Source organism: Sphingomonas endophytica, assembly GCF_001476895.1.
Taxonomy (GTDB): domain Bacteria; phylum Pseudomonadota; class Alphaproteobacteria; order Sphingomonadales; family Sphingomonadaceae; genus Sphingomonas; species Sphingomonas endophytica_A.
In genome coordinates this window covers 1-26,564 of record NZ_LDTB01000008.1, presented here as the reverse complement: position 1 = coordinate 26,564, position 26,564 = coordinate 1, and the positions used below count along the sequence as shown (strand labels likewise).

The following is a 26,564-nucleotide window of genomic DNA, read 5'->3' as shown; positions in this document are numbered from 1 at the left end:
CGTACAGGAGCAGCGCAGTGGTCGCGAAGCTCGCGGCACTGAGCAGCAGCGAGCGGGTCAGGGTCGGGTGGCTCGACATCGAAGCGTTCCTTTCAGGCGATCGGGGTGACGGGGACCGCGGCGCTGATCATCACGGCGGCGACGGCGAAGGCAGCGGCGACCGAGAAGATCGACTGGCGAAGAGCGGCGAAACGGATGGTCATGATGCGGTCTCCTTGAACAGCGGCCGGGCGATCCGGCCGATGTTCAGGTCATTGCATCATGTGTGCCAATTGCCGCGCACGAGGGGAGAGGCGGGCGGGGCGCCTTCGGGTTGGCGTGCTTCGCCAACTCGCCCCGCCGCGTGCGCCAACTTATGGCGCGGTGATCGTCCGGGCGCGGCCCTGATCCTTGGCACGGTACAAAGCGGCGTCGGCACGCGCCATCAACGCGGCGCGCCCTTCGCCGACGCGACCCTCCGCCACCCCGGCGGAGAAGGAGATGGTGCCGATCAGTTCGCCGGTTTCGCGCACGCGCGGGCGACGATCGGCGATCGTACTGCGCAAGCGTTCGATCGTCTTCGCGGCCTCGTCGAGCGGAACGCCCTCGAACAGGACGGCGAATTCCTCTCCGCCGTAGCGGGCGACCAGCGGCCCCTTCTCGGAGCCCAGGGTCTGCGCCACCATGCGGATCACCCGGTCGCCGACCGCATGGCCGAAGCTGTCGTTGATGCGCTTGAAATGATCGATGTCGCAGATGGCGACGGTGACCGGCGTGTCGCGATGGAGCGCCGCAAAGGCTTCGTCGAAGGCACGCCGGTTCGGAAGATCGGTCAGCGGATCGGTGCGCGCGGAGCCGCGCGCCTCGTCCAGCGCGCTGCGCAGTTCCTCGGTCTCGCGCAGCGCGGTGTCGAGCTTCTGTTCGGCCAGACGGACGCGGTCGATCATGTCCGCGGTCAGGCGCGCGATGGCCTCGATCCCCGCTTCCGCGCCCAGTTCGCGCATCGAATCGGCGGAGCGTTGCAGGTCGCGCCCGAAGTCGTTCGCCTCGGCATGGACGAGGCGCATCGTGTCATCGAAGCCGTCGACCTGCATCATCATGCGCTCGATCAGCGCCTGATGCGCGTCGGCATCGCCGGTGAGCGCCGACGCCTCGTCATCATTGCCGGTATCGACGGGCGCGCCCGCGACCGTGCGCCCGCCCAGCAACGCAATGTCCTGGGTCGTCAGCCGGACGCCGCCATCGGTGAGGCTGGCGACGCGCTGCGCGATGGCCCCCCCGGCATTGGCCACCACCTCATAGGCGAAGGCGTAATGCGCGGGATCGGGGCTGAGGCGATGCGCGGCCAGGAACGCGCCGACCCGGGCAAAGATGCGGTCGCCGGTATTGGCCGGCCCGGCATCGACCGCATTCATCGCATTAGACCGCCCCATGCCGCCCCCCAGTTCGTCGCGACGGGGATAGCGGCCGAACTGCTAAGATATCATGACTCAGCGACCCGTCAGCTTGCGCACCGCCGCCAGCGAACGGGTGACGTGCTCGGTCGGGTTCATGTCGGAATAAGCGAATGCGATCAGGCCATTACGATCGATGACATAGCTGGTCCGGCTGGTCACCTGCCGACCTTTCACCTCCTTGCCGAGCGCCACGTCGTAACCCGCGACCACCTTCGGCCCGGCGCTGGCGACCGCGAACTTTCCCGCGCATTCGGTGGAGGAGAAACGTTGCAGGTCGGGCACGTTGTCGGCGGACATGCCGATGACGGTCGCCCCCGCCGCGCGGAAGGCCTGCACCTGTTCGGCGAAGGCGCGCGCCTCCGCGTTGCAGCCGCCGGTGAAGGCGGCCGGGAAGAAGTACAGCACGACCGGACCGCGCTTCAGCTGCTCGGCGAGTCGCACCGGAATCACCTTGCCCGCGATCGCGCCGCGCGTGGAGAAATCGGGCGCCTTCGCGCCGGGGGCCAGCGCGGCGACCGCCGGGGTGGCGAGGGTGAGGGCGGCGAGGACGGCAAGCACATGGCGCATCGGGCAAACTCCGGTCGGACGACGACGAACCCTGCTATCCTATCGGTACACGCCGCCGCCAGCCAGTCCGTTCGCGGGCTTCCGCAATGCCCGGCAATAGGATAGCGCGGGCATCATGCCGGCAACCCTCAAATGCGACCTTGCGATCGTCGGCGGCGGGCTGGCCGGGGCGTTGATCGCGCTGGCCGTCCGGGCGCGGCACCCCGGCATCGACGTGCGGCTGGTGGAGGCGAGCGACCGGATCGGCGGCAACCACTTCTGGTCGTTCTTCGGCGGCGATGTCGCCGCCCGCGACTGGCCGGTGATCGCCCCCATCGTCAGCCATGCCTGGCCCACCTACGACGTTCACTTCCCGGCGCATGCGCGCACGATCGACCAAAGCTATTTCACCGTCCGCTCGCACCTTCTGGATGCGCAGGTCCGCGCGACGCTGCCGCACCGGGCGGTGATGACCGGGCGGCAGGTGCTGGCGTGCAGCCCGGGCGCGGTGGTGCTGGCCGACGGCGACCGGTTGACCGCGACCGGGGTGATCGACGCGCGCGGCATGGCCGATACCGCGCACCTGAAGGGCGGGTGGCAGAAGTTCGTCGGGCACGAAGTGCACGTCCCCGCCGGGCACGGCGTGGCGCGACCGATGGTGATGGACGCCACCGTGCCGCAGCTCGACGGCTATCGCTTCGTCTATCTGCTGCCGTTTACCGCCGACACGCTGCTGGTCGAGGATACCTATTACAGCGACACGCCGGCGCTGGACGAATCGCTGATCGCGGCGCGGATCGCTGACTATGCCGCCGCGAAGGGGTGGCGTGACACGAAGGTGATCCACCGCGAGCGCGGCGTCCTGCCGGTCGTCAGCGGGGGCGATTTCGACGCTTACTGGCGGTCGGGCGGCGAGCGGGTGGCGAAGGCCGGGGTGCGCGCCGGCCTGTTCCACCCCACCACCGGCTATTCGCTGCCCGATGCGGTGCGGCTGGCGGCGCTGATCGCGCGCGCGGACGATTTGTCGGGCGCGGCGTTGCACGACCTCACCTTTCGCTACGCCGCGCGTTCGTGGCGCGACCGTGGATTTTACCGGATGCTGGACCTCATGCTCTTCAAGGCCGCCGACCCCGACCAGCGCTATCGCGTGCTGGAACGATTCTATCGCCTGTCACCGGGGCTGGTCGCGCGCTTCTATGCCGCGCGCTCGACCCCGCTCGACAAAATGCGGGTGCTGAGCGGGAAGCCGCCGGTGCCGGTCGGGCGCGCGATCGCCGCGCTGGGAGCGGGCGCATGACGCCCGCGGCGGGGCAGCGCCGCGCGGTCGTCGTCGGCGCGGGTTTCGGCGGACTGGCGCTGGCGATCCGGTTGCAATCGGCCGGCGTCGCGACGACGATCATCGAGTCGCGCGACAAGCCCGGCGGGCGCGCCTATTACTGGCAGCAGGACGGCTTCACCTTCGACGCCGGGCCGACCGTCATCACCGATCCGGCATGCCTGGAGGAATTGTGGGCGCTGTCGGGACAGAAATTGTCCGACGACGTGACGCTTGATCCGGTTCAGCCCTTCTACCGGCTCAACTGGCCGGACGGGACCAATTTCGACTATACCAACGATGACGCGCTGCTGCGTTCGGAGATCGCCAAGCTCAATCCGAACGATGTCGCGGGGTACGGCAAGTTCCTGGAATATGCCGCCGGCGTCTATCACGAGGGATATGAGAAGCTCGGCCATGTCGCCTTCCTCGACTTCGCGTCGATGATCAAGGCCGCGCCCGCGCTGGCGAAATATCAGGCGTGGCGCTCGGTCTATTCGATCGTGTCGAAGTTCGTGGCGGACGAGCGGCTGCGGCAGGCGCTGTCGTTCCACACCCTGCTCGTCGGCGGCAATCCGATGACGACCAGCGCGATCTATGCGCTGATCCACAAGCTGGAGCGCGACGGCGGCGTGTGGTTCGCGCGTGGCGGGACCAACCGGCTGGTGGCAGGCATGGTCGCGCTGTTCGAGCGGCTGGGCGGCACGTTGCGGCTCGCCGACAAGGTGACGCGGATCGACACGCTGGGCGACCGGGTGACGGCGGTCGAGACCGAAAGCGGCTGGCGCACGCCGGTCGACATGGTCGCCGCCAACGCCGACATCATGCACGTCTATCGCGACCTGCTGCCCGAATCGGGCGCGGCGCGGCGCACGGCGGCGCGGCTGGAGCGCAAGCGCTTCTCGCCGTCGCTGTTCGTCGTCCATTTCGGGGTGAAGGGCACGTGGCCGGGCATCCCGCACCACATGATCCTGTTCGGGCCGCGCTATAAGGGGCTGCTCGACGACATTTACGAGCATGGCGTGCTGAGCGAGGATTTCTCGCTGTACCTCCACCATCCGACCGTCACCGATCCGAGCCTCGCGCCGGAGGGCGATTCGACCTTCTATGCGCTGGCGCCGGTGCCGCATCTGGGCAAGTTCCCGGGCGATTGGGAGACGGTGCGCCCGATCCTCGAGAAGCGCATCCTCGACGAGGTCGGCCGTCGCCTGATCCCCGATATCCACGACCGGATCGTGACCAAGTTCAGCTATGCGCCGACCGATTTCGCGCACGACCTGAACGCGCATCTGGGCAGCGCCTTCTCGCTGGAGCCGATCCTGACGCAGAGCGCCTATTTCCGCGTCCACAACCGCGACGATGCGATCCCGAACCTGTTCTTCGTCGGCGCGGGCACGCATCCGGGCGCGGGGATCCCGGGGGTCGTGGGGAGTGCGAAGGCGACGGCGGCGCTGATGCTGGCCGGCTGAGGCGCATCGTCGTTGCGAGGGGAGCGGAGCAATCCGGTGTCGGACCAAGACGCCCTGGATTGCTTCGCTCCGCTCGCGATGACGGGTGTCTCGATCTGGCGTCCGCGTGCGCCGCGCCGCTATAGCGCCGCGCCTCGATCACCTTGAGCATGACTGATCCGCGCCGCCGCGCCGGTTGATGCAGGCGGTTGCCCGGCGCCGCGCCATCCCGTAGCGCGGGCGGCATGAAGCGCCTCGCCATCTATTGCGGCTCCGCCACGCCCGCCGATCCCTTCTACCTCGACCTGGCGCGGGAGGTCGGGCACACGCTCGCCACGCGCGGGATCGGCGTCGTCTATGGCGGCGGGCGGCTGGGGCTGATGGGCGCGATCGCCGATGCCGCGCTGGCGGCCGGGGGCGAGGTGATCGGGGTGATCCCGCAGGCGCTGGTCGATGCCGAGGTCGCGCATCGCGGCCTGAGCGAACTGCACGTCGTCACGGGGATGCACCAGCGCAAGCAGATGTTCACCGATCTGGCCGACGGCTTCGTGACGCTGCCGGGCGGGACCGGTACGATGGACGAATTGTGGGAGGCGCTGAGCTGGGCGCAGCTCGGCTATCACGCCGATCCGGTCGGGTTGCTCAACGCGGGCGGTTATTATGATGCGATCGTCGCCTTCTGGGAGAAGATGGGCGAGGTCGGCTTCCTGCGCGCGCAGCATCGCGACCTGCTGATCGTCGACGACACGCTGGGCGGGCTGCTCGACCGGATGGGGCGCCACGTCCCGACGCAGCCGATCGTGCGCATGGCGGCGTCGGATCTGTGAGGGGCGACCTGTGACGCGGGACCGCGCGGCGCTGGTCGAGGCCGCGCGGGTGTCGATCGCGCGCGGGTCGAAGAGCTTCGCCGCCGCCTCCACGCTGTTCGCGCCGGTGGTGCGGGAGCGGGCGTGGCTGCTCTATGCCTGGTGTCGCGCGTGCGACGATCTGGTGGACGGGCAGGATCACGGCCATGACCGCACGATCGTCAGCGATGCGCGCGCGCGGGTGGCGCGGGTCCGCGCGCTGAGCGAGGCCGCGCTGGCGGGATGCGACACCGGCGAACCCGCCTTCGATGCGCTGGGCGTCGTCGCGCGCGAGACCGGCCTGCCGCCGCGCTTCGTCCATGACGTGATCGACGGCTTCCAGCTCGATGCCGAGGACTGGCGACCGCGAAGCGAGGACGACCTGTATCGCTATTGCTATCATGTCGCCGGGGCGGTCGGGTGCCTGATGGCGGTGGTGATGGGGGTGCCGCCCGACGACGAGGCGACGCTGGACCGCGCGTGCGACCTGGGGCTGGCGTTCCAGCTCGCCAATATCGCGCGCGATATCGCGGAGGATGCGGGCGTGGGGCGTTGCTATCTGCCGGGCGAATGGCTGGCGGGGCAGGGTATCGCGGCGGACGCGCTGATGGCGCCGGCGCACCGCGACGCGCTGGTGGTGCTGGCGCGACGACTGGCCGACCGCGCGCAACGCCACGAAGACAGCGCGCGGATCGGGACCAAGGCGCTGTCGTTCCGCTCCGCCTGGGCGGTGCTGGCGGCGGCGGGGATCTATGGCGATATCGCGCGCGCGGTGGCGGGGCGCGGGGCGGCGGCATGGGACGGCCGCGTCACGACGTCGAAGGCCGCCAAGCTCGGCTGGATCGCGCGCGCCGCGGCGCAGGCGGCACGGCGGCAGGCGCTGCCGGATGCCCCGCGCGACCCGGTGCTGTGGACGCGCCCGCGTCGCTAAATTCGACCCACCCCATGAGAAACAGGGGTGAGGCCGGCGCTACAGCAGGCCCAGTTCGCTGAGCTTGCCCATCAGCGCCGGGGGCATCGCGGCCAGCCCGTCGGTCACGTCGCCGCCCAGATCGACGGGCGCCTCGTCGGCCTCGAGATAGCGCCAGCCCTGATGCGCGCGCTTCGGGCGGGCCTGCACCAATCGCAGGTCGGGATCGATATGGATCGCGACGCGACCGCCCTCCGCGTCGCCGAACGACAGGATCGGCGAGCGCGCGACCAGCTGATGCTTGATGATCCAGAACAGCGACCCCTGCCCGGTGATCTCCTCGTGCCGCTTGGGCAGGTAGCGCGTGGTCAGGAACACCGGCCCGGCGGCGGCCCGCGCGCGCAACCGATCGGCGAGCAGATCGACGCTTGCCGCACCGAACGCGACTTTGGTGAGATGCAGCGGCATGGAGCGCCGATGTGGGTCGGCGCGCCGGTCGACGCAACCCGCGTCAGCCGATCCGCGCGCTGTCCATGATCGCCGCCGCGCGCGGCAGCCCGGCGTCGAAATAATGCAGCGCCGGGGCGGTGAAGACGATCATGTACAATCGGCCGTCGGCGATCCGCCCGCGCGCCTCGCCGCGCCGCACCAGCTCGCCGGCGGTGTAGCGATAGCGGAGCCGGAAGCCGGGCTGGCCCGCGAAGGTCGCCGGCTCGACCGCCTCGGTCACGAAATCGGGGGCCTCCTCGGTGATGCGCACGGTCCGCTCGATCAGTTCGGCGATATCGGTGGCGCGCATCGTGCGGTCGAACTTCGGCAGCGGCTCGCGTTTCCTGTTGCGTTCGCGCGCCAGCGGTTCGTCCTGCGCGATCCCGCCGTAGAAGGACAGGCGGTTGAGCAGCGGCCCGTCGAGGCTCCAGCGCTCCTCGTTCCTGATCGGCTTCACGGTCCAGCGGTTCCAGCCCGCGTCGGGGGTCACGGAGAGTGTGGATTGCGCCACCGTGACGCGGGTCGGTGCCACGACCTTCCACCCCGCGACCGCCGGAGCGGCGAGCAGCAGCGCGAGGGCCATCGTCATGATCTTCGCGTTCATCGTCACATCCCGTCCGCCATGGCCTGAAGCGCGGCGCGATCCACCGCGTCCGGTGCGCGCCGAAGATAGTCGCGCAGCATCGCCCGCCCTTCGTCGGCGCGGCCGTTGCGCAACAGCACGAGGCCCAGCCCGCGCCACGTCGCGACCGGCGCGTCGTCGCGCACGATCGCCTGCCGGTACAGCGCCTCGGCGGTCAGCTGATCGATCAGCCCGCGCGCGCGATACAATTCGGCGCGGGCATATAGCAGCGGGCCCGTCCAGTCGCCGCGCGCCAGATTGGCGAGCACGTACTCGCTGGCGCCGAAATCATTGAGCTTGATCTGGTCGTCGATCAGCATCGGCCAGATCGGCGCGAGCTGGCGGCGATAGTCGTCCAGTCCGTCGAAGCTGGTGGCGGGCGTGGTCAGCGCCTGTCCCTCGCGCGCCAGATAGGTCATGCGCTCGACATCCATGGGGTGCGAGACGAACGGCCCATAGTCCCGGTCCTTCAAGCTGCGGACGCCCAGCCCGCGTGCCTGCGCGTCCTTTTCCTCGCGCAGGTGCATCCACACGTTGCTGGCGGCCAGCGGGCGATAGCCGGCGCCGCTCATCCGGTGCAGCCCGCCCAGATCGGCCTCGCGCTCCTGATCGCGGCTGTACGAATAATAGCTGACCAGAAAATCGGGGGTATAGTTGCGCGGCGCGCTGGCCGCGATCGACGCGACCGTCAGCCACGCCCCCCAGTTGGTGGCGCTGCGCCGCCGCCGCATGTCCGCCAGGCTGTGGCGATTCTCGAAATGCGTGAACTCATGCCCCAGGATCGCGGCCAGCTCCGCCTCGTCGCGGACACGCAGCAGCAGGCCGGTGTAGAGGCGCAGCACCCCGGTCGGCCCCATGTCGGCGTTGAAGATCGGCGCGCGCACCAGATACAGCCGCACCGCGCGGCAGTGCCCGTCGCCGACGGTGCGGCAGAGCACGCGGCGCAGATAGGCGTTCACGCCGGGATCGCGGACGATCAGCTTCGACGCCTTCAGCTCGCGCTCCTGCTCGTCGGCCTCGGCCCACAGACCCTGTTCGTCGCGACCGATCGGCGTGTAGCCGGGGGCGGACGGCGAGCCGGTCGGCGTCAGGTCCGCGGCCATGACGGGCGCGGCGGCGAGCAGCAGCGCGGCCGTCGCCGGCCATCGCGCGATCACGGTTTCGGCGCCGCGGCGGCGACGCTGGCCTGCACGGGGAAGTCCTCCAGAAGCTGCGTCACGCGCCTGGCCGCGCCATCGGCATCCCGCACGTCGCCGCCCATGCGCGCGTCGGCGTTCATCCAGATCAGGTCGCCGGTCTTCAGGTCGATCAGCCCGGCATAGCCGCTGTGCTGGCCCGAGGTGACGGTCGGCCCGATCCCGCCCGCCGCTGTGGTGGCCAGCGCCGCCGCGAGCTGAAGCAGTTTGCGCCCGGTCGAGCCATATTGGTCGTTGGTGGTGACGAAGAGCGCATAGTCGCCGCCGCCGGCCGTCTCCGCCAGCTTCGCCACGCCCGGCCCGAGCGAATATTCGAAACCGGTCTTCTTGGTCGGCAGCCGGTCGCCCTTGAACAGCCGGTGTTGCAGCACCGTGTTGGCGACCGCGCCGAACAGCGCGCGATAGTCCGCCAGCACCGCTGCGGCGTCACCCTCCGCATCGGGGATGAACGCGACCTCCGCCGCGCCGCCGGGGCGGGCGGCGGTCAGCGCGGTCATGATGTTGGTCCGGGCGTTGCGCGTCCACTCGGCGTTCGGCGTCGTCGCCCCGCCCGCCGATTGCGATCCGGCGCGCACCTCCGGCCGGAACACAAGGATGCGGATCGCGTGGTCGGTCGGAAAGGCGAAGCCCGGCTTGGTCGCGGCCTTCTCCTGCGCCAGCGCGGGCACGGCCGCGAGCGCCGCCGCGCACAGCACGGCCCATCGAATCGACGACATGTCCCTCAACCCCCACATCAGCCGGACCGGCCGCCCCCGCGACCGCCCCCATCCGGCGATGGACGTTGTGACACGGTAACGATCGCCCGCCAAGCGGACGCCGCCGATCTGGTTCGGTCGGACGGGATCAGCGCAGCGGGGTGGCGACGAGGTGCGCGATCTTGTCCTTCATCGCGCGGATCGTGCTGGCGGGCAGCGTCTGGATGCTGCTCATCGTGATCGCGCGCGGGTTCACCGGTCGGCCGTTCTGCCACACTTCCCAATGGAGATGCGGCCCGGTGGAGATGCCGGTCGAGCCGACGTACCCGATCACCTGTCCGCGCTGCACACGCATCCCGGCGCGCACGGCGAAGCGGCTCATATGGCCATAGCCGGTGGCGAGTCCGCCGGCATGGGCGAGCTTGACGAAATTGCCATAGCCGCCCGAGCGGCCCGCCATCTGCACCACGCCGTCCATCGCGGCATAGATCGGGCTGCCGTAGGGGGCGCCGATGTCGGTGCCCTTGTGCATCCGCATGAAGCCGAGCAGCGGATGCATCCGCATCCCGAAGGTCGAGGTGACGCGACCGGCGACCGGCATGCCCATCGTTCCGCGCCGCTCGACCTGCCCCAGCGGGTCCATCATCGTGCCGCCGTCGCCATCGCGGTCCGGGTTCGCGCCCCAGCGCACCAGCCGCACCGTGCGGCGGCCCTGGTCCAGGCCGGCATATTGGAGCTGCCCGACCTCGACCTCGCCGGTGGCGGCGCGTTGCTGATCGGCGACGATGTCGAACGTGTCGCTGGCGGCGATGCGCTCGATCGGCATGTGCTGCCCCAGCGCCTTCAGATAGCTTTCGACCACCCGCGCCGGCACGCCCGCCGCCCGGGCCGAGCGGTACAGGCTGGCACCGACGATCCCGCGCACGTGCAGCGGCGTGCGGTCGATCGCGATCGGGCGGCGGATCACCGTCAGCCCGTCACCGGCCCGAAGCACGGTGAGGTCGAGGTCGAAGGCGGCGCGGTAGTCGAGCCTTTCGAGCGGCCGCGGCTGATATCTGGTCGGCCGGCGCCCCAGCGTCAGCGTCAGCACCGTACCGGCGGCGGGGCTGGCACCACCGACCAGCGCGGCGACGCGCGCCGCCTCGTTCCCGCCGACACCGGCGCGCTGCAGCGCCTGCGTCAACGTATCGCCATCGGCCAGTGCGGCGGTCAGCTCGATCTGCGGGCGTTCCGGCGTCTGGGCGAGCTGGCGGACCAGCGCGCCCGCCGCCATCCGTCGCCCGGTGGTCGCGCCGAGCGCGAGCGGGGCGATCGATTGCGTGCGCGCTTCCTCGAACGCCGCCTCGGTCATCACCGGCGCGCCGACGCCCAGGATCGGCGGCCAGCCGGGCGACAGCAGCCAGGCCGAGGTGCAGAGCGCGGTACAGGTCGCCGCGCCGCGCCACCAGGTCGGGCTGCCGATGTCGCGGCCCAGATCGGGCACCCAGTCGACATGCGCCAGCGCGATGCGGAGCCGGTCGAGCAGCGGGCGTTCGGCCAGCGGCACCAGCGCGCGGCCGAAGCCCCGCGCGCCGGCCGCGCCCGCCCATTCCAGTCCCTGTTGTTCGCGCAAGAACACGCCGCGCCGCATCCCGTCATGGAGGCGCCGGATCAGCCCCGGCCGGATGGCAGCGTTGTGGACGCGATTCGTTAAAGTCAAATCAACCGCGTGGCCTGGCCGATCCACGTGCGGCGGGGCGTTCGACACGCGCGGCGGAGCGGCGATCGTTGATGTGCGGCGATTGCATCGACACGCGCGCGACACGATGTAGGATGGGTCATGGTGGCTTTCGACCGACCCCGCGTGACCGCCGTGCTGGGTCCGACCAACACCGGCAAGACGCATCTCGCGATCGAGCGGATGTGCGCGCATTCCAGTGGAATGATCGGCTTTCCGCTGCGTTTGCTGGCGCGCGAGGTGTATGACCGGGTGGTGGCGATCAAGGGTGCGGACCGCGTCGCGCTGATCACCGGCGAGGAACGGATCGTGCCGAAGGACGCGCGCTGGTTCCTGTGCACCGCCGAGAGCATGCCGCTCCAGCGCGACGTCGCGTTCGTCGCGCTGGACGAGGCGCAACTGGGCAGCGACCGCGAGCGCGGGCATGTCTTCACCGACCGCATCCTGCGCGCGCGGGGACGGGAGGAGACGATGATCCTCGGCTCCGATTCGCTGCGGCCGGTGCTGCGCGCGCTGGTGCCGGGTATCGAGATCGTCGAGCGGCCGCGCTTCTCTACGCTCAGCTATGCCGGCGCGAAGAAGCTGTCGCGACTGCCGCGCCGGTCCGCGATCGTCGCCTTCTCGGCGGAGGAGGTCTATGCGACCGCCGAGATGCTGCGGCGCCTGCGCGGCGGGGCGGCGGTGGTGATGGGGGCGCTGTCCCCGCGCACCCGCAACGCGCAGGTCGCGATGTTCCAGGCGGGTGAGGTCGATTATCTGGTCGCCACGGACGCGATCGGCATGGGGCTGAACCTCGATGTCGGGCATGTCGCCTTTGCCGGGCTGCATAAGTTCGACGGCCAGCAGCGGCGCCGCCTGCGCGTCGCGGAGATGGCGCAGATCGCCGGGCGCGCCGGGCGGCACCAGCGCGACGGGACGTTCGGCGCGCTGACCGAGGAAGGGCCGGACGCGTTCGAGCCCGAGGAGGTCGCGGCGATCGAGGGGCATCGCTTCCCGAAGCTCGACTGGCTGTACTGGCGCAACGGCACGCCCGACCTGTCGGGCGTCGACGCGCTGATCGCCAGCCTGTCGGAGCGCCCCGACGATATCGCGCTGCGTGCCGCGCCCGAGGCGCTCGACCTGAAGGTGCTGAAGCGACTGGCGGAGGAAGCCGGGGTGCGCGACCGGGCGCGGGGCAATGTCGCGCGATTGTGGGCGGCATGCGGCATCCCGGATTTCGCCAAGCTGGGGATCGATCCGCATGCGCGTTTCGTCGGGCGCGTGTTCGGCTATCTGGCGCAAGGATTCATCCCGCACCAGTGGTTCGCGGACGAGGTGGCGCGGCTGGATCGGACCGAGGGCGATGTCGAGACCATCGCCGGACGGATCGCCGCGATCCGCACCTGGGCGTATATCGCGCAGCGCCCCGACTGGCTGGCCGATCCGGCGACCTGGGCGGCACGCACGCTGGAGATCGAGGAGCGGCTGTCGGACGCGCTGCACGCCAGCCTGACGCAGCGGTTCGTCGACAAGCGCACGACCGCGCTGGCCAGGAAGATCGGCGGTGGGGTCGGCGCGCTGCCGGTCGAGATCGACCAGCAGGGCGAGGTGACGATCGACACCCATGCGATCGGGCGGCTGGAGGGATTCCGCTTCGTGGTCGCCCCCGATGCGCGCGCCAGCGACAAGCGGCTGTTGCTGGCCACCGCCGAGAAACGGCTGGTCGGCGAACGGCGGCGCCGTGCCGAGGCGGTGATCGCGAGCGACGATGCGCAGATCGCGCTGGGCGAGGAGGGCGCGATCCTGGTCGACGGGCTGGCGGTGGCGCGGCTGGCGCGCGGCACGTCGCTGGCGCGGCCGCAGGTGGTGCTGGACGCGGCGCTCGACTGTCTCGACGCGGGCGTGCGCGCGCGGATCGTCGAACGGTTGCGGCGCTGGGTGGGCGAGGCGATCGCACGCGTGCTGCCCGCCGTCGCGGCGCTGTCGGAGGCGAGTCGCGCGGCGGAGGCCGGCCCGGCGTTGCGCAGCATTGCCGCGGCGATGGAGGCGGGGGCGGGCGTCGCCGAGCGCCTGCCGCTGCGCGAGGCGATCGAGGCGCTGTCGGCAGGGCAGCGCCAGTGGTTGCGGCAGCGGCGCGTGACGATCGGCGCGCTCGACCTGTTCGACGCGCGGTTGCTGAAGCCTGCTGCGCAACAGTGGCGGCGGGCATTGCTGGCGGCGAACGGCACGCCGCCGCCGCCCGCGCCGCGCGCCGGTGCGACGGTGCTGTCGCGCGGCGCGGCCGGCGCGGTGCCGCTGATGGGATTTCGCGCGTTCGGGGCGCAGGCGGTGCGGCTCGATCTGGTCGAGCGCGTCGCGCGCGCGGCGCATGATGCGCGCGCCCAAAAGGGCCGTGCGCCGTTCGCGCCCGATCCGGCGCTGGCGGTGTCGATCGGGCTGGAGCCGGGGACGCTGGCGCGGTTGATGGCCGAGCTGGGCTTCCGCCCGGTGGCGATCGACGGCGGCGCGGCGCAGTACGTCTGGCGCGGGCGGGCGCGCGCGAAGCCGGTCGCGCCGGACCCGGCCAATGCCTTCGCCGCGCTCGCCGGGTTGATGGGGCGATGACGTCCGGCGACGCGACGATGCGGCTCGACCGCTTCCTGTGGTTCGCGCGGCTGGCCAGGACACGCGACGTCGCGCAGGCGATGGCGTGCGACGGGCATCTGCGGATCGACGGACGCCCGATCGACCGCGCCCATGCGCCGGTGCGGATCGGCAACATCCTGACCTTCTTCCACGGCGGGCGGGTGCGCGTGCTCCGCGTCGAGGCGCTGCCGCTGCGGCGCGGCCCGGCCTCGGAGGCGCTGGCCTGCTATCAGGAACTGGCACTCTCCCAAGCTGAGATTGGCTCGCATCCATGACAGAGGCGTTGACGCGCCGGACAAGCGGCGCGAAAGCGACGCGCAAGAAGTAAGGAATAGCCGACCCATGACCTATGTCGTCACCGACGCCTGCATCCGCTGCAAGTATATGGACTGCGTGGAAGTCTGTCCGGTCGACTGCTTCTACGAGGGCGAGAACATGCTCGTCATCAACCCGTCGGAGTGCATCGACTGCGGCGTCTGCGAACCGGAATGCCCGGCGGAGGCGATCCTGCCCGATACCGAAAGCGGGCTGGAACAGTGGCTGGAGCTGAACAACACCTTCTCCGCGCAATGGCCCAACGTCACGCGCAAGCTGGACCAGACCCCGCCCGACGCCGACGAAATGAAGGGCGTCGAGGGCAAGTACGACAAGTTCTTCTCGCCCGAGCCCGGCAAGGGCGACTGATCGTGGCGCTGTCGCGCCGCGCGTTGTTGATCGCGGGCGCGGCGGGACTTTTCGCACGCGGGTCGTTCGCACGCGATGTGACCTATCCGCCGCCCGCGCGCGAGGCGATGCTGCCGGTGCCGGGCGGTCGCGTCTATGTGCGTGCCAATGGTGATCTGAAGGGGCCGCGCGCGCCGCTGGTGATGATCCACGGCGGGCCGGGCGGCACGCACACCTCGATGCTCGACGCGCTGGCGCTGGCCGACGAGCGCGCGGTGATCCTCTACGATCAGCTCGACAGCGGACGATCCGACTGGCCGCAGGACCCCGCCAACTGGCGCGTGGCGCGGTTCGTCGACGAGCTGGAGGCGGTGCGGCGCGGATTGGGCGTCGAGCGCTGGCATGTCTGCGGGATCAGCTGGGGCGGGACGATCGCCTTGGAATATGCCGCGCGCCAGCCGGCGGCGCTGGCGAGCGTCGTGCTGGGCGGGCCGCTGATCGCGACGAAGGCGTGGTTGGCCGATGCCGATGCGCTGCGCGCGACGTTGCCTCAGTCCGCGCGTGACACGTTGGTGGCATGCGAGGGCACCGCGCCCCCGGCGGCGACAGTGTGTGATGCGGCGACCGAGGTCTTCTATCGCCATTTCAACCGTCGTGAGGAGGCGCCGGTCGCGATGCGGGCGGCCGCGCGGGCGGAGGGCAATCGCGGCTTCAACAAGCGGCTGTACGAGACGATGTGGGGCAGGAGTGAGTTCGTTTCGACGGGCAGCTTGCGGGACTATGACGGCACGCCGTTGCTGGCGAAGCTGGACGCGCGGCGCACATTGTTCATGGTCGGCCAATATGATGAGGCGCGTCCCGTCACCGCGCTGGAGTTCGCCCGCCGCGTGCCCGGCGGGGCGGAGGTGGCGGTGATTCCGGGGGCGGCACATGGGACGCTGAGTGATCGTCCGGTCGAGACGATCGGCGTGCTGCGCGGCTGGCTGCGCCGACATGACACGATCGGGTTGTAAGAAAGTTCCGCCAAGGCAGCGTGGCTGCCCTAAATAGGCTGGAAATTTTGTTGCAAAGCGTTTATATACGTCCGGCACGGGCGCTTCTTTCGCGTCCGCCGGAGACGTCCAACCTTATCGCCCCTTCCCGACTGTCGGATCGCGTCGCTCGCGACACGGGTCGTGCCCGTTGGGGGCCACAACATTGGAAAGGCCACTTATGGCTGCCAAGGCTCTGCATTTCGATGTCGGTGATTATGTCGTCTATCCCAAGCACGGTGTGGGCCGTGTCATCGAGTTGCAGAAACAGGAAATCGCCGGGATGCAGCTCGAGCTGTATGTCCTGCGCTTCGAGAAGGAGCGGATGACGCTCCGCGTGCCGACCAACAAGGCCGAATCGGTGGGGATGCGCAAGCTGTCGTCGGATAAGACGATGCGCGAGGCGATGGAGACGCTGAAGGGCAAGCCGAAGGTCAAGCGCACCATGTGGTCGCGCCGCGCGCAGGAATATGAGGCGAAGATCAACTCGGGCGACCTGGCGTCGATCGCCGAGGTGGTCCGCGACCTGTTTCGCGCCGACGACCAGCCCGAGCAGAGCTATTCCGAGCGGCAGATCTTCGAGGGCGCGTGCAGCCGCCTGGCGCGCGAGCTGGCCGCGATGGAGCAGATCGACGAGCCGGCGGCGCAGGAGAAGATCCTCGAGATCCTCCGCAAGGCCGCGGCGATCTACAACAAGGATAAGGTGCCCGCCTGACGCGGCATACGACTCCTTGCGTGCGGGAAAGGGGCGGCCAGCGATGGTCGCCCTTTTCTTTTGCGGACGGCCGGCGTATTGCCCTTGCAACACACCCGTTGGGAGGATCATATGCGCCGGATCACCTGCCTCGCCCTCTTGCCGCTCGCGGCGTGCGGCACGATCGCCCATGCCGAGGATATCGCCGCGCGCGGCAGCGGCAATGTACGCACCTTCGACGTGCGCGACGTGTCGTCGGTCGATCTGGGCGGCAGCGACGATATCGAGGTGCGGGTCGGCGGCGGCTATGCGATGCGCGCCGAGGGCGATCCGCAGATCCTCGACGCATTGCAGGTCCGACGTCGGGGCAGCGAGTTGCAGGTGTCGCGGCGGTGGAGCGGCCGGCCGGGCAAGGTGCGGATCGTCGTGACCGTGCCCGTGCTGACCGGGGTGGGGGTCGGTGGGTCGGGCAACATGACGGTCGATCGGGTCGCGGGCGGCGACCTGTCGGCGCGCGTGGCGGGGTCGGGGAATTTGACGCTGGCGCAGTTGTCGACGCGGACTCTGTCGGTGGCGGTCGCGGGATCCGGCACTGTCGTCGCGCGCGGCACGACGCAGCGATTGGCGGTGGAACTCGCCGGGTCGGGCGACCTGAGCGGCACCGCGCTGGTGGCGGGCGCGGCGAGCGTGAAGGTGGTCGGATCGGGCAGCGTGCGCGCGATCGTGCGCGGTGCGGCCAGCGTGACCTCGGTGGGGTCGGGCGATGTCGACCTGGGCGCAGCGGCGCGCTGCACGGTGCGCAAGATGGGATCGGGTCGTGTGCGGTGCGGGGGCTGATCGCGCTTCTCGCATCGCTCGCCGCGCCGGGCGAGGCGGCGGAGCGGCGCTGGCCGGTCGGCAGCATCGAGCGCGTGCGGGTGGAGGCGCCGGTCGCGGTGCGGATCGTGACCGGCGGCGGGACCGGCGTCAGCGCGACGGCGGCGGATCGCGCTGCGCTGGAGGCGATCGACGTGCGAGTCGATGGCACGACCCTGACGCTCCGCGCGCGGCAGGTGGTGGCAGGCGAGGTGGTGATCAGGACGCCGCGCGTCGATTCGGTGGCGGTGACCTCGGCGGCGACGGTGGCGGTGGACGCGATGCGCGGCAGCCGCGTCACGGCGTCGATGGTCGGGGCGGGAACGCTCTCGGTCGGCCGGATCGAGGCGGACACCCTGTCGGTGGCGCTGGTCGGCGAGGGGGAGATCGCGGCGGCCGGCGGCAGTGCGCGCGACGCGCGGGTGACGGGGCAGGGGCCGGGGACGATCGACCTGGCGCGGGTCGCCACGGATCGGCTGGCGGTTCAGGCGGCGGGGGACATCATCGTTCGTGCCGCCGCGCGGGACAGTGCGCAGGTGACGGCGGGGCCGGACGCGCAGGTCGCGGTGGCGGGACGGGCGCGATGTACGGTGCGGGCGCCGAAGACCGCCGTCGTGCGCTGCGGCGAGCGATAGCCGGAGATTTCGGCTCCAGGGCGAGCCGGCCGGCGGGCAGAGGATCCGGGGATCAGCTGGCGTCCGGTCCGAGTGCCGGATCCACGTCGCGCGGGCGCACGAAGCGGGTCAGCACTCCCTGTCCTGCCGCGACGGCGGACCAGTCGTCGATCTCGAAGGTGATCTCGGCGAGCGTGGCGGTCGGGTATTTCTCCTCGACCGCGTCGCGCAGCCCGCCGGCGGTGTCGGGCACCAGCAGCATCGCCAGTTCCTCGAGCCCCGGATTGTGGCCGACCAGCAGCAGCGACGCCGCGTCGGGCGACGCCTCGTGCACCGCGTCCAGCAGCGTCGCCGCCGAGGCGAGGTAGAGCCGCCGGTCCCATGCGGGAGACAGGGCGCGGCCCAGCCCCTTCTCGACCTCCGCGACCGTTTCGGTGACGCGGACGGCCGGCGAGGCGAGCACGCGGTCGAAGCCGAGTCCCAGATCGCGCAGGTGCCGCCCCATCGCCAGCGCCGCACGGCGCCCCTTGGGATTCAGCGGCCGATCGAAATCGCGCGCCACCGGATCGTCCCAGCCCGACTTGGCATGGCGCAGCAGCGTCAGCGTCTTCACGGGGCGAACATCTCCGTCAGGCGTCGAGGGGCGCGTCATGCCCGATGTTGGTGCCCGAGGAAAGCCGCCGCCGCACTCTTTCGACCGCCTCGTCGAGCGGTACGCGGGCGATCGGTACGCCGGGCGGAAAGGCGTCGAGCAGCCGCGACGGCATCGCGGCGGACAACAGGACGAACAGCCCGGTATCGCTTTCGCGCCGGATCAGCCGCCCGAACGCCTGCGCCAGCCGCGCGCGAACGATGCGGTCGTCATAGGCGCTGCCGCCCCCCGCCAGTCGTCGCGCGGCATGCAGCACGGTCGGCTTGGGCCACGGCACGCCCTCCATCACCACCAGCCGCAGCGAATGGCCGGGCACGTCGACCCCGTCGCGCAGCGCATCGGTGCCGAACAGGCTGGCGTGGGAATCGTCGCGGAAGATGTCGACCAGCGTGCCGGTGTCGACCGGATCGACATGCTGCGCGTGGAGCGGCAGGCCGGCGCGCGCCAGCCGGTCGGCGACCCGCGCATGGACCGCGCGCAATCGGCGAATTGCCGTGAACAGGCCGAGCGCGCCGCCCGCGCTCGCCTCGACCAGCCGGGCATAGGCATTGGCGAGCGCGGGGATGTCGCCGCGCTTCACGTCGGTGACGATCACCACCTCGGCACGGCCGGCATAGTCGAACGGGCTTTCGACCTGGAAGCGGCCCGGTGCGCGCGGCAGGTGCGGTGCGCCGATCCGCGCCTCGGCAGTGTCCCAGTCGCCCCCGGCGGTCAGCGTCGCGGAGGTGACGAGCGCGCCGTGTGCGCCCTTCAGCACCGTCTCCGCAAACGGCAGCGTCGGGTCGAGCCAGCGGCGATGGAGGCCGATGTCATATTCGCGCCCCTCGACGCGATCGACCGCCAGCCAGTCGACGAAGCGCGGGTCGGCCGGGCCCCCGACGCGGGCGAGCAGCGCCAGCCACGCCGCCACCGTTTCCGCCCGCCAGCCGAGCGACGCGATCGCGCCCTCGACCCGCGCGCGGGCCGGGCCGTCGAGCCAGTCCGGCCCCTCCGCCAGCACCGCCTCCAGCCGCTTGCCGAGCGCCACCATCGGGCGGACCAGCGCGTCGAGTGCGTGTGCGGCGGGGGCGGCGGCCTCGATCAATTCGGGCGACGGCTCGGCCAGTTCGGTTTCCAGCCCGTAGCCGGCGTCCGCCCCCTGTTCCTCGGCGCGGGCATAGGCGAGGCCGCGCACCGCGCCCAGCAATGCCTCGATCGCGCCGAACGGCTGCCCCTCGGCGACGCGCGCCAGCCAGCCGTCGGAGGCGAGCGCCTGCGCCGCCGTCACGATATCGGCGACCGCCCGCCCGCCCTGTTCGTCATAGCTGGCGACGTCCGACAGCCGCGCCTGCAGGCCCCGCCGCCGCCCGCGCGACGTCCCTTCCGGCCCGACGATCCAGCGGCGCAGCTCGATCGTCTCGCTGCCGGTCAGCGCGGTGCCGAACATCGCATCGGCGGCGTCGAACAGATGGTGCCCCTCGTCGAAGACGTAGCGGGTCGGACGGGTCGCGAGTTCGCGACCCCGCGCGGCATTGACCATCACCAAAGCATGGTTGGCGATGACCAGATCGGCCTCCGCCGACGCGCGCGCCGCGCGCTCGATGAAGCATTTCCGATAGTGCGGGCAGCCGGCATAGACGCATTCGCCGCGCCGGTCGGTCAGCGCCGCCGAGCCGTTGCGGCGGAACAGCGCCACCAGCCAGCCGGGCAGGTCGCCGCCGACCATATCGCCATCGTCGGTATAGGCCGCCCAGCGCGCAACCAGATGCGCGAGGATCGCCGCACGCCCGGCGAATCCGCCCTGCAACGCATCCTCCAGATTGAGCAGGCAGAGGTAGTTCTCGCGCCCCTTGCGCGTCACCACCTTCGCCTTGCGCAGCGCGCGATCGGGGTGGAGCCGGCGCGTCTCATGCCCCAGCTGGCGTTGCAGCGCCTTGGTATAGGTCGACACCCATACCGCGCCACCCGCCTGTTCGGCCCAGAGGCTGGCGGGGGCGAGATAGCCGAGCGTCTTGCCGATCCCGGTCCCCGCCTCCGCCAGTACCAGATTGGGCGTTTCCCGCGCGACGCGCGGGGCGAAGGCGGCGCTGGCGGCGGCGGCATAGGCACGTTGCCCGGCGCGCGCCTCCGCCCCCTGCCCAGTAAGGCGATCGAGCCGGTCGAGCACCGCGCGATCGTCGAGCGCGACGCTTCGCGGGGCGGGGCGGGGGGCGGTTTCCTCCCATTCGGGGAGGCGCGAGAAGAGCCAGCGCTCGTTCTGCTGCGGCTTGCCGATGCGCGGGGCGACGACCGGCGCCCATGCCCAGCGCGCGCGGGTCAGCGACTGCGCCGCCGTCCAGGCCCCTTCGCGCTCCGGCCAGTCGCCTTGCGTCACCGCCAGCATCCGTTCGGCGGCGTCGCGCAGGAAGGCGGCGACCTCGTCGTCGCACGCCGGTGCGGCGAGCCCGGCGGCATCCGCCACCCCCTTCGGCGTCGGCACCATGAAGCGGGCCGGATGGAGGAAGGCGAACAGTTCCAGCACGTCCAGCCCCGACAGGTCGGCATAGCCCAGCCGCTGCCCCACCAGCGGCGCGTTGAGCAGGATCACCGGGGTGTCCGCAGCCAGCCGGATCGCCTCTCCGCGCGATACGGCGCGCGTCTCCCCTTGGTGTGCGACCCAGATGCCGGAATGGCTGGCATGAAGCGCGGGATGCGGGAGCGACGTCACGGGATCCGGCATGACCCAGCCGGAACGAAAGAGCAACCAATACCCTCTATTGCAATTGCATCGCAACTGCGGGACGATAAAGGGTGGATTCGCCCGCCATGCTGTGCTTTAGGCTGCCGCGATTTTATCGCTGCACCTGGGAGAGCCCCGTGAACATCCACGAATATCAGGCCAAGGAACTGCTCGCGAAATTCGGCGTCCCCGTGCCGGCCGGCTATGCCGCGATGAGCGTGGAAGAGGCGGTCGAGGTGTCGAAGAAGCTGCCCGGGCCGCTGTACGTCGTCAAGGCGCAGATCCACGCCGGCGGCCGCGGCAAGGGCAAGTTCAAGGAGCTTCCCGAGGGCAGCAAGGGCGGCGTCCGCCTGGCCAGGACCGAGGACGAGGTGCGCCACGCCGCGACCGAGATGCTGGGCAACACGCTGGTGACGATCCAGACCGGCGAGGCGGGCAAGCAGGTCAACCGCCTGTACGTGACCGACGGCGTCGACATCGCCAAGGAATTCTACCTCGCCGTGCTCGTCAATCGCGCGTCGGGCCGCATCTCGTTCGTCGCCTCGACCGAGGGCGGCATGGACATCGAGACGGTCGCGCACGACACGCCCGAGAAGATCCACTCGATCGACGTCGATCCGGCGACCGGCTTCCAGCCGCACCACGGCCGCGCGGTCGCGGGCGCGCTGCAGCTGAACGGCGATCTGGCCAAGCAGGCGGCGAACGTCGCGGCGAAGCTGTACGACGCCTTCCTGGGCACCGATGCCGAGCAGATCGAGATCAACCCGCTCGCCGTCACCGACGACGGCAAGCTGATGGTGCTGGACGCCAAGGTCGGCTTCGACGGCAATGCGATGTTCCGTCACAAGGACCTCGCCGAGCTGCGCGACGAGACCGAGGAAGATGCCGCCGAGCTGGAAGCGTCGAAGTACGACCTGGCGTACATCAAGCTGGACGGCGACATCGGCTGTATGGTCAACGGCGCCGGTCTTGCCATGGCGACGATGGACATCATCAAGCTGAACGGCATGTTCCCCGCCAACTTCCTCGACGTCGGCGGTGGCGCCAGCAAGGAGAAGGTGACGGCGGCGTTCAAGATCATCCTGGCCGATCCGGCGGTGAAGGGCATCCTCGTCAACATCTTCGGCGGGATCATGAAGTGCGACATCATCGCCGAGGGCATCGTCGCCGCGGCGAAGGAAGTGAATCTCTCGGTGCCGCTGGTCGTCCGCCTGGAAGGTACGAACGTCGACAAGGGCAAGGAAATCCTGTCGACCTCGGGCCTCGCCATCGTCCCCGCCAACGACCTGGGCGACGCCGCGCAGAAGATCGTGGCCGAAGTGAAGAAGGTCGCCTGACCGTCTTTTCGAATCGATGATTCGGGTATGCGGGCCGGGCGCGAAAGCGTTCCGGCCCGTTTGCGTTGCGGCTGACGCTACGTCGCTGCGGCGCACCATACCCGGGTTGCGAAACCGGCGGGGAACCGCCATGTCTGCGCCCAAGAAGGTCTGGTAAGAACAGGATCGGAAGGAGCCTCGATGAAGGTCTTGGTGCCGGTCAAGCGCGTGCTTGACTATAACGTGAAGCCCCGCGTGAAGGCGGACGGGTCGGGCGTCGATCTGGCCAACGTCAAGATGAGCATGAACCCGTTCGACGAGATCGCGGTCGAAGAGGCGATCCGGCTGAAGGAGAAGGGCGCGGTTACCGAGATCGTCGTCGTTTCGATCGGCGAGCCCAAGGCGCAGGACACGCTGCGCACCGCGCTGGCGATGGGCGCCGATCGCGCGATCCTCGTCACCTCCGAGACGAAGGTCGAGCCGCTGGGCGTGGCCAAGCTGCTCGCCAAGATCGTCGCGGAGGAGCAGCCGCAGCTGGTGATCCTCGGCAAGCAGGCGATCGACGACGACAACAACCAGACCGGGCAGATGCTGGCCGGGCTGCTCGGCTGGGGCCAGGGGACGTTCGCGTCGAAGGTCGAGCTGGGCGGCGACAGCGTCACCGTGACGCGCGAGATCGATGGCGGGCTGGAGACGGACACGTTCAAGCTGCCGGCGATCGTCACCACGGACCTGCGCCTCAACGAGCCGCGCTATGCCTCGCTGCCCAACATCATGAAGGCGAAGTCGAAGCCGCTGGCGACGAAGACCGCCGCCGACCTGGGCGTCGACGTCACCCCGCGCCTGACGGTGGTCAAGGTTGCCGAGCCCGCCAAGCGGCAGGCCGGCGTCAAGGTCGCCGATGTCGACGCGCTGGTCGACAAGCTGAAGTCGATGGGGATCGCGAAGTAGGGCGATCGCCCATGCTCCGTTCGGGCTGAGCGGCGTCGAAGCCCATGCACCCACGTCCGTCGCGCGCCTGATACCGCTCGGCGCCAGCGGACGTCGGATCGAAGGAAGGCTATGAACATGAAGACTCTGGTTTGGGTCGAACACGACGGGACGACCGTCAAGGACGCGACGCTGTCGGCGGTGACCGCCGCGGCGAAGCTGGGTGAGGTGCATCTGCTGGTCGCGGGACACAGCGTCGGCGGTGTGGCCGAGGCGGCGGCGAAGATCGCGGGCGTCGGCAAGGTGCATGTCGCGGATGACGCGGCCTATGCGCATCAGCTGGCCGAGAATGTCGCGCCGCTGGTGGTCGAGCTGATGGGCCACCACGATGCGTTCGTCGTGCCCGCCACCACCACCGGCAAGGCGGTCGCGCCGCGCGTCGCCGCGCTGCTGGACGTGATGCAGATCTCCGACATCCTGTCGGTCGAGGGGCCGGACACATTCACTCGGCCGATCTATGCCGGCAATGCGATCGCGACGGTCCAGACGTCGGACGCCAAGAAGGTCATCACCGTGCGCGGCACCGCCTTCGAGAAGGCTGCGGCCGAGGGCGGATCGGGTACGGTCGAGGCGGTGGTGGCCACCGGCGACACCGGGCTGGCGACTTTCGTCAATCAGGAGATCGCGGAGTCGACGCGGCCGGAGCTGACCAGCGCGAAGATCATCGTGTCGGGTGGGCGCGCGCTGGGGTCGGGCGAGAAGTTCCACGAACTGATCGAGCCGCTGGCCGACAAGCTGGGCGCGGGCGTCGGCGCCAGCCGCGCGGCGGTCGACGCCGGCTATGTCCCCAACGATTATCAGGTCGGGCAGACCGGCAAGATCGTCGCGCCGGAAGTCTATATCGCGGTCGGCATATCCGGCGCGATCCAGCATCTGGCGGGGATGAAGGACAGCAAGACGATCATCGCGATCAACAAGGACGAGGACGCGCCGATCTTCCAGGTCGCGGACCTCGGGCTGGTCGGCGACCTGTTCACGGTGGTGCCGGAGCTGACGAGCAAGCTCTGACGATGGACGGCGGGCGGGCGGCGCGGCGGCGCCCGACGACGCGGGGCTCGTCCCCGCGTCGTGTCCGCGAAGACGATGCCGCTGATCAAGGGCTTCATACCCATGTCGCCGCGCTGTACCGGTCCCGACCTCGACTGGTCCCGCGACGGGGCGACCCATCATCGCGCCGCCGCCGCACCGTTGCTCGGCGCGCTTCGGGCGCTGGCGGATGACATGCCGCAGGACCGTGCCGGCGTCAGGCTTCACGGTCATGCCGCGCTCCCGCCGCTTCTCGCCACCGGCCCGATCCGGGCGATAGCGGCACGTGGTCTCGGCCCGGCCGCGCGACCGGTGCGGGCGGTTCTGTTCGACAAGAACCCGGCCGCCAACCGGTCGCTCGGGTGGCATCAGGACCGCACGATCGCGGTGCGAGAGCGCGTCGACGTTCCCGGCTTCGGCCGTTGGTCGGTCAAGCAGGGCATCCAGCATGTCGAGCCGCCGTTCGAGATCACCGAAGCGATGGTGACGCTGCGCATCCATCTGGACGACACACCCGGGGACAATGCGCCGTTGCTGATCGCGGCGGGTTCGCACCTGCTGGGGCGGATCGCGGAGGATGCGGTCGCGGAGACGGTGACGCGCTGCGGCATCGCCACCTGTCTCGCGGCGGCGGGCGACATATGGAGCTACGCCACGCCGATCTTGCATGCCTCGGCCGCGGCGAGCGGCAAGCGTCGTCGGCGGGTGCTGCAGGTCGACTATGCCGCGCGGGATCTGCCCGGCGGGCTGACATGGCTGGGCATCTGAGCTGAATTGCCATCCCGGATCGCGGCCCGTACATCCGCCGCCATGCGCCTGTTCCTTCCGCTGCTTTCTCTGCTCGCCCTTGCCGCCCCTGCCGCCGCGCAGCGCGCCGATCGGGCGACGCCGGGGTGGGTGCGGGTGCGGCTGGAGACCGGGGCGGGGCCGATCGTGCTGGCGCTGGACCGCCGCCACGCGCCGGTCACGACCGATAACTTCCTGCGCTATGTCGACGACGGGCGGTTCGACGGGGTGAGCTTCTACCGCTCGGCGCGCAACAAGCAGGCGCCCAAATTCGGGTTCGTCCAGTCGGGGATCCGCACCGATGCGCGGCGGTTTCTGGACATGATCCCGCATGAATCGACGAAGAAGACCGGGATCAGGCATCTCGACATGACGATCTCCATGGCGCGCAAGGGGCCGCCGGGGTCGGCGAACGGCAATTTCTTCATCACGGTCGGGCCGACGCCATATATGGACTGGAGTCCGCGCGACCCGGGCTATGCCGCGTTCGGGCGCGTCGTGGCGGGGCAGGCGGTGGTCCGCCGCATCCTGGCCGCGCCGACCGGGCAGCAGATGAACGGCACGCTGCTGCTGAAGCCGGTCCGCGTCGACCGCGCGATCCGGCTGGACGGCAAGGCCGCGCCGACCGGACGCCCGCGCCCGTGGCTGCTCGAACATCGCCGGGACGGCTGAGCGATGGCCGATCCGCGCCCCGATATCCGCATGGACCCGACGTGGCGCGACGCGCTGCGGACCGAGTTCGACAGCGACTATATGGCGGCACTGCGGGCTTTTCTGGTCGCGGAGAAGAAGGGCGGAACGACCGTCTTCCCGCCGTCCGCCGACTGGTTCCGCGCGCTGGAGCTGACGCCGCTGCCCGAGGTGCGGGTCGTGATCCTGGGGCAGGACCCGTATCACGGGGCGGGGCAGGCGCATGGGCTGTGCTTCTCGGTCAAGCCGGGGGTGAAGCCGCCGCCAAGCCTGATCAACATCTATAAGGAACTGGCGAGCGATTGCGGGATCGTGCCGCCGGCGCATGGCTTTCTGGAAAGCTGGGCGCGGCAGGGCGTGCTGCTGCTCAACAGCGTGCTGACGGTGGCGAGCGGGCGCGCCGCCTCGCACCGCGAACGCGGGTGGGAGCGGTTCACCGACGCGATCGTGCGGCGGGTGGCGGAAAAGGACGAGCCGGTCGTGTTCATGCTCTGGGGCAGCTACGCGCAGAAAAAGGCCGGGTTCGTCAAGGACGTCGCGAAGGGCGGGCGGCATCTGGTGCTCAAGGCGCCGCACCCGTCGCCGCTGTCGGCATATAACGGCTGGTTCGGCTCCGGGCATTTCAGCAAGGCCAATGCCTTCCTGGCCGAGCATGGGCGCGGAACGATCGACTGGGCGCTGCCCGAACGGGTCGGCTGACGCGGAAGTTCACAAAGTTCACGCCAC

General features: G+C 70.3%; 26 protein-coding genes. 17 read left to right on the top strand and 9 right to left on the bottom strand.

The window, feature by feature from the left end:
• Nucleotides 1-353 precede the first annotated feature (353 nt).
• Both NS334_RS02930 and NS334_RS02925 read right to left on the bottom strand, forming a co-directional pair.
• The gene (locus NS334_RS02930) at nucleotides 354-1,412 is read right to left on the bottom strand and encodes a GGDEF domain-containing protein (protein WP_241491788.1); all 1,059 of its coding nucleotides are present in this window, start codon (nucleotides 1,410-1,412) and stop codon (nucleotides 354-356) included.
• Between the two features lie 57 nt (nucleotides 1,413-1,469).
• Nucleotides 1,470-2,003, bottom strand: coding sequence for a peroxiredoxin (locus NS334_RS02925; protein WP_058754485.1), 534 nt, complete (start codon nucleotides 2,001-2,003; stop codon nucleotides 1,470-1,472).
• Between the two features lie 115 nt (nucleotides 2,004-2,118).
• On the opposite strand from NS334_RS02925, the gene crtY reads away from it, so the two are divergent.
• From crtY to NS334_RS02905, 4 genes are all read left to right on the top strand, one after another.
• Nucleotides 2,119-3,279: a lycopene beta-cyclase CrtY gene (gene crtY, locus NS334_RS02920; protein WP_058754484.1), complete on the top strand. Its 1,161-nt coding sequence runs from the start codon at nucleotides 2,119-2,121 to the stop codon at nucleotides 3,277-3,279.
• Complete coding sequence (locus NS334_RS02915; RefSeq protein ID WP_058754483.1) at nucleotides 3,276-4,766, top strand: phytoene desaturase; 1,491 nt, start codon at nucleotides 3,276-3,278, stop codon at nucleotides 4,764-4,766. Before crtY ends, NS334_RS02915 begins: the two co-directional genes overlap by 4 nt.
• A gap of 224 nt (nucleotides 4,767-4,990) precedes the next feature.
• A complete protein-coding gene (locus NS334_RS02910) occupies nucleotides 4,991-5,572 on the top strand; it encodes a TIGR00730 family Rossman fold protein (protein ID WP_058754482.1) in 582 nt (193 codons plus the stop codon).
• A gap of 10 nt (nucleotides 5,573-5,582) precedes the next feature.
• A complete protein-coding gene (locus tag NS334_RS02905; protein ID WP_058754481.1) occupies nucleotides 5,583-6,521 on the top strand; it encodes a phytoene/squalene synthase family protein in 939 nt (312 codons plus the stop codon).
• A 39-nt stretch (nucleotides 6,522-6,560) separates the two neighbouring features.
• Here the strand turns inward: NS334_RS02905 and NS334_RS02900 are convergent, their stop codons facing one another.
• The 5 genes from NS334_RS02900 to NS334_RS02880 all read right to left on the bottom strand — a co-directional run bounded on the left by NS334_RS02900 (nucleotide 6,561) and on the right by NS334_RS02880 (nucleotide 11,120).
• Nucleotides 6,561-6,968, bottom strand: a complete 408-nt coding sequence (locus NS334_RS02900) for a DUF1489 domain-containing protein (protein WP_058754480.1) — start codon at nucleotides 6,966-6,968, stop codon at nucleotides 6,561-6,563.
• Between the two features lie 43 nt (nucleotides 6,969-7,011).
• Nucleotides 7,012-7,593 (bottom strand): hypothetical protein, encoded by a 582-nt coding sequence (locus NS334_RS02895; RefSeq protein ID WP_153002565.1) that lies wholly within the window; start codon nucleotides 7,591-7,593, stop codon nucleotides 7,012-7,014.
• Between the two features lie 2 nt (nucleotides 7,594-7,595).
• Nucleotides 7,596-8,768: a M48 family metallopeptidase gene (locus tag NS334_RS02890; protein WP_058754478.1), complete on the bottom strand. Its 1,173-nt coding sequence runs from the start codon at nucleotides 8,766-8,768 to the stop codon at nucleotides 7,596-7,598.
• Entirely contained in the window at nucleotides 8,765-9,523 is a 759-nt protein-coding gene (locus NS334_RS02885) for a hypothetical protein (RefSeq protein ID WP_058754477.1), read from the bottom strand. Before NS334_RS02885 ends, NS334_RS02890 begins: the two co-directional genes overlap by 4 nt.
• Nucleotides 9,524-9,650: 127 nt before the next feature.
• Nucleotides 9,651-11,120 carry a M23 family metallopeptidase gene (locus NS334_RS02880; RefSeq protein ID WP_058754618.1) on the bottom strand — a complete coding sequence of 490 codons (1,470 nt, stop codon included), beginning with the start codon at nucleotides 11,118-11,120 and terminating at the stop codon, nucleotides 9,651-9,653.
• Between the two features lie 201 nt (nucleotides 11,121-11,321).
• Here NS334_RS02880 and NS334_RS02875 point away from each other — a divergent pair, with 201 nt between their 5' ends.
• The 7 genes from NS334_RS02875 (at nucleotide 11,322) to NS334_RS18530 (ending at nucleotide 17,701) form a co-directional block, all read left to right on the top strand.
• Nucleotides 11,322-13,802: a helicase-related protein gene (locus tag NS334_RS02875; protein WP_058754476.1), complete on the top strand. Its 2,481-nt coding sequence runs from the start codon at nucleotides 11,322-11,324 to the stop codon at nucleotides 13,800-13,802.
• On the top strand, nucleotides 13,799-14,098 hold the full coding sequence (locus NS334_RS02870) for an RNA-binding S4 domain-containing protein (RefSeq protein WP_241491787.1): 300 nt from the start codon (nucleotides 13,799-13,801) through the stop codon (nucleotides 14,096-14,098). The genes NS334_RS02875 and NS334_RS02870 overlap by 4 nt, the downstream gene beginning before the upstream one ends.
• A 67-nt stretch (nucleotides 14,099-14,165) precedes the next feature.
• Nucleotides 14,166-14,507 (top strand): ferredoxin FdxA, encoded by a 342-nt coding sequence (fdxA, locus tag NS334_RS02865; RefSeq protein ID WP_058754475.1) that lies wholly within the window; start codon nucleotides 14,166-14,168, stop codon nucleotides 14,505-14,507.
• A 2-nt stretch (nucleotides 14,508-14,509) separates the two neighbouring features.
• Nucleotides 14,510-15,499: a proline iminopeptidase-family hydrolase gene (locus tag NS334_RS02860; RefSeq protein WP_241491786.1), complete on the top strand. Its 990-nt coding sequence runs from the start codon at nucleotides 14,510-14,512 to the stop codon at nucleotides 15,497-15,499.
• Nucleotides 15,500-15,698: 199 nt separating this feature from the next.
• Complete coding sequence (locus tag NS334_RS02855) at nucleotides 15,699-16,232, top strand: CarD family transcriptional regulator (protein ID WP_058754474.1); 534 nt, start codon at nucleotides 15,699-15,701, stop codon at nucleotides 16,230-16,232.
• Between the two features lie 111 nt (nucleotides 16,233-16,343).
• Entirely contained in the window at nucleotides 16,344-17,048 is a 705-nt protein-coding gene (locus NS334_RS02850; protein ID WP_058754473.1) for a head GIN domain-containing protein, read from the top strand.
• Complete coding sequence (locus tag NS334_RS18530) at nucleotides 17,036-17,701, top strand: GIN domain-containing protein (RefSeq protein ID WP_058754472.1); 666 nt, start codon at nucleotides 17,036-17,038, stop codon at nucleotides 17,699-17,701. The genes NS334_RS02850 and NS334_RS18530 overlap by 13 nt, the downstream gene beginning before the upstream one ends.
• A gap of 52 nt (nucleotides 17,702-17,753) precedes the next feature.
• On the opposite strand, the gene NS334_RS02840 is transcribed toward NS334_RS18530, so the two are convergent.
• Together NS334_RS02840 and NS334_RS02835 are read right to left on the bottom strand one after the other, a co-directional pair.
• Nucleotides 17,754-18,293: a SixA phosphatase family protein gene (locus NS334_RS02840; RefSeq protein ID WP_058754471.1), complete on the bottom strand. Its 540-nt coding sequence runs from the start codon at nucleotides 18,291-18,293 to the stop codon at nucleotides 17,754-17,756.
• Between the two features lie 16 nt (nucleotides 18,294-18,309).
• Nucleotides 18,310-21,030, bottom strand: coding sequence for an ATP-dependent DNA helicase (locus NS334_RS02835; protein WP_058754470.1), 2,721 nt, complete (start codon nucleotides 21,028-21,030; stop codon nucleotides 18,310-18,312).
• Between the two features lie 137 nt (nucleotides 21,031-21,167).
• Between NS334_RS02835 and sucC the strand changes: the two genes are divergently transcribed.
• From sucC to ung, 6 genes are all read left to right on the top strand, one after another.
• Entirely contained in the window at nucleotides 21,168-22,367 is a 1,200-nt protein-coding gene (gene sucC / locus NS334_RS02830) for an ADP-forming succinate--CoA ligase subunit beta (protein ID WP_058754469.1), read from the top strand.
• Nucleotides 22,368-22,547: 180 nt separating this feature from the next.
• Entirely contained in the window at nucleotides 22,548-23,297 is a 750-nt protein-coding gene (locus NS334_RS02825; protein WP_058754468.1) for an electron transfer flavoprotein subunit beta/FixA family protein, read from the top strand.
• Between the two features lie 117 nt (nucleotides 23,298-23,414).
• A complete protein-coding gene (locus NS334_RS02820; protein WP_058754615.1) occupies nucleotides 23,415-24,344 on the top strand; it encodes an electron transfer flavoprotein subunit alpha/FixB family protein in 930 nt (309 codons plus the stop codon).
• Nucleotides 24,345-24,404: 60 nt separating this feature from the next.
• The gene (locus NS334_RS02815) at nucleotides 24,405-25,130 is read left to right on the top strand and encodes a phytanoyl-CoA dioxygenase family protein (RefSeq protein ID WP_241491785.1); all 726 of its coding nucleotides are present in this window, start codon (nucleotides 24,405-24,407) and stop codon (nucleotides 25,128-25,130) included.
• A gap of 42 nt (nucleotides 25,131-25,172) precedes the next feature.
• Complete coding sequence (locus NS334_RS02810; RefSeq protein WP_058754467.1) at nucleotides 25,173-25,820, top strand: peptidylprolyl isomerase; 648 nt, start codon at nucleotides 25,173-25,175, stop codon at nucleotides 25,818-25,820.
• Nucleotides 25,821-25,823: 3 nt separating this feature from the next.
• Nucleotides 25,824-26,537, top strand: coding sequence for a uracil-DNA glycosylase (gene ung, locus NS334_RS02805; RefSeq protein ID WP_058754466.1), 714 nt, complete (start codon nucleotides 25,824-25,826; stop codon nucleotides 26,535-26,537).
• Nucleotides 26,538-26,564 lie beyond the last annotated feature (27 nt).

Excerpts from the sequence above, each read along its gene's own strand:
- NS334_RS02930 (WP_241491788.1), bottom strand. The coding sequence starts at position 1,412 with ATGGGGCGGTCTAATGCGATGAATGCGGTCGATGCCGGGCCGGCCAAT.
- NS334_RS02925 (WP_058754485.1), bottom strand. The coding sequence starts at position 2,003 with ATGCGCCATGTGCTTGCCGTCCTCGCCGCCCTCACCCTCGCCACCCCG.
- crtY (WP_058754484.1), top strand. The coding sequence starts at position 2,119 with ATGCCGGCAACCCTCAAATGCGACCTTGCGATCGTCGGCGGCGGGCTG.
- NS334_RS02915 (WP_058754483.1), top strand. The coding sequence starts at position 3,276 with ATGACGCCCGCGGCGGGGCAGCGCCGCGCGGTCGTCGTCGGCGCGGGT.
- NS334_RS02910 (WP_058754482.1), top strand. The coding sequence starts at position 4,991 with ATGAAGCGCCTCGCCATCTATTGCGGCTCCGCCACGCCCGCCGATCCC.
- NS334_RS02900 (WP_058754480.1), bottom strand. The coding sequence starts at position 6,968 with ATGCCGCTGCATCTCACCAAAGTCGCGTTCGGTGCGGCAAGCGTCGAT.
- NS334_RS02895 (WP_153002565.1), bottom strand. The coding sequence starts at position 7,593 with ATGAACGCGAAGATCATGACGATGGCCCTCGCGCTGCTGCTCGCCGCT.
- NS334_RS02885 (WP_058754477.1), bottom strand. The coding sequence starts at position 9,523 with ATGTCGTCGATTCGATGGGCCGTGCTGTGCGCGGCGGCGCTCGCGGCC.
- NS334_RS02875 (WP_058754476.1), top strand. The coding sequence starts at position 11,322 with ATGGTGGCTTTCGACCGACCCCGCGTGACCGCCGTGCTGGGTCCGACC.
- NS334_RS02870 (WP_241491787.1), top strand. The coding sequence starts at position 13,799 with ATGACGTCCGGCGACGCGACGATGCGGCTCGACCGCTTCCTGTGGTTC.
- fdxA (WP_058754475.1), top strand. The coding sequence starts at position 14,166 with ATGACCTATGTCGTCACCGACGCCTGCATCCGCTGCAAGTATATGGAC.
- NS334_RS02855 (WP_058754474.1), top strand. The coding sequence starts at position 15,699 with ATGGCTGCCAAGGCTCTGCATTTCGATGTCGGTGATTATGTCGTCTAT.
- NS334_RS02850 (WP_058754473.1), top strand. The coding sequence starts at position 16,344 with ATGCGCCGGATCACCTGCCTCGCCCTCTTGCCGCTCGCGGCGTGCGGC.
- NS334_RS02835 (WP_058754470.1), bottom strand. The coding sequence starts at position 21,030 with ATGCCGGATCCCGTGACGTCGCTCCCGCATCCCGCGCTTCATGCCAGC.
- NS334_RS02825 (WP_058754468.1), top strand. The coding sequence starts at position 22,548 with ATGAAGGTCTTGGTGCCGGTCAAGCGCGTGCTTGACTATAACGTGAAG.
- NS334_RS02820 (WP_058754615.1), top strand. The coding sequence starts at position 23,415 with ATGAAGACTCTGGTTTGGGTCGAACACGACGGGACGACCGTCAAGGAC.
- NS334_RS02810 (WP_058754467.1), top strand. The coding sequence starts at position 25,173 with ATGCGCCTGTTCCTTCCGCTGCTTTCTCTGCTCGCCCTTGCCGCCCCT.
- ung (WP_058754466.1), top strand. The coding sequence starts at position 25,824 with ATGGCCGATCCGCGCCCCGATATCCGCATGGACCCGACGTGGCGCGAC.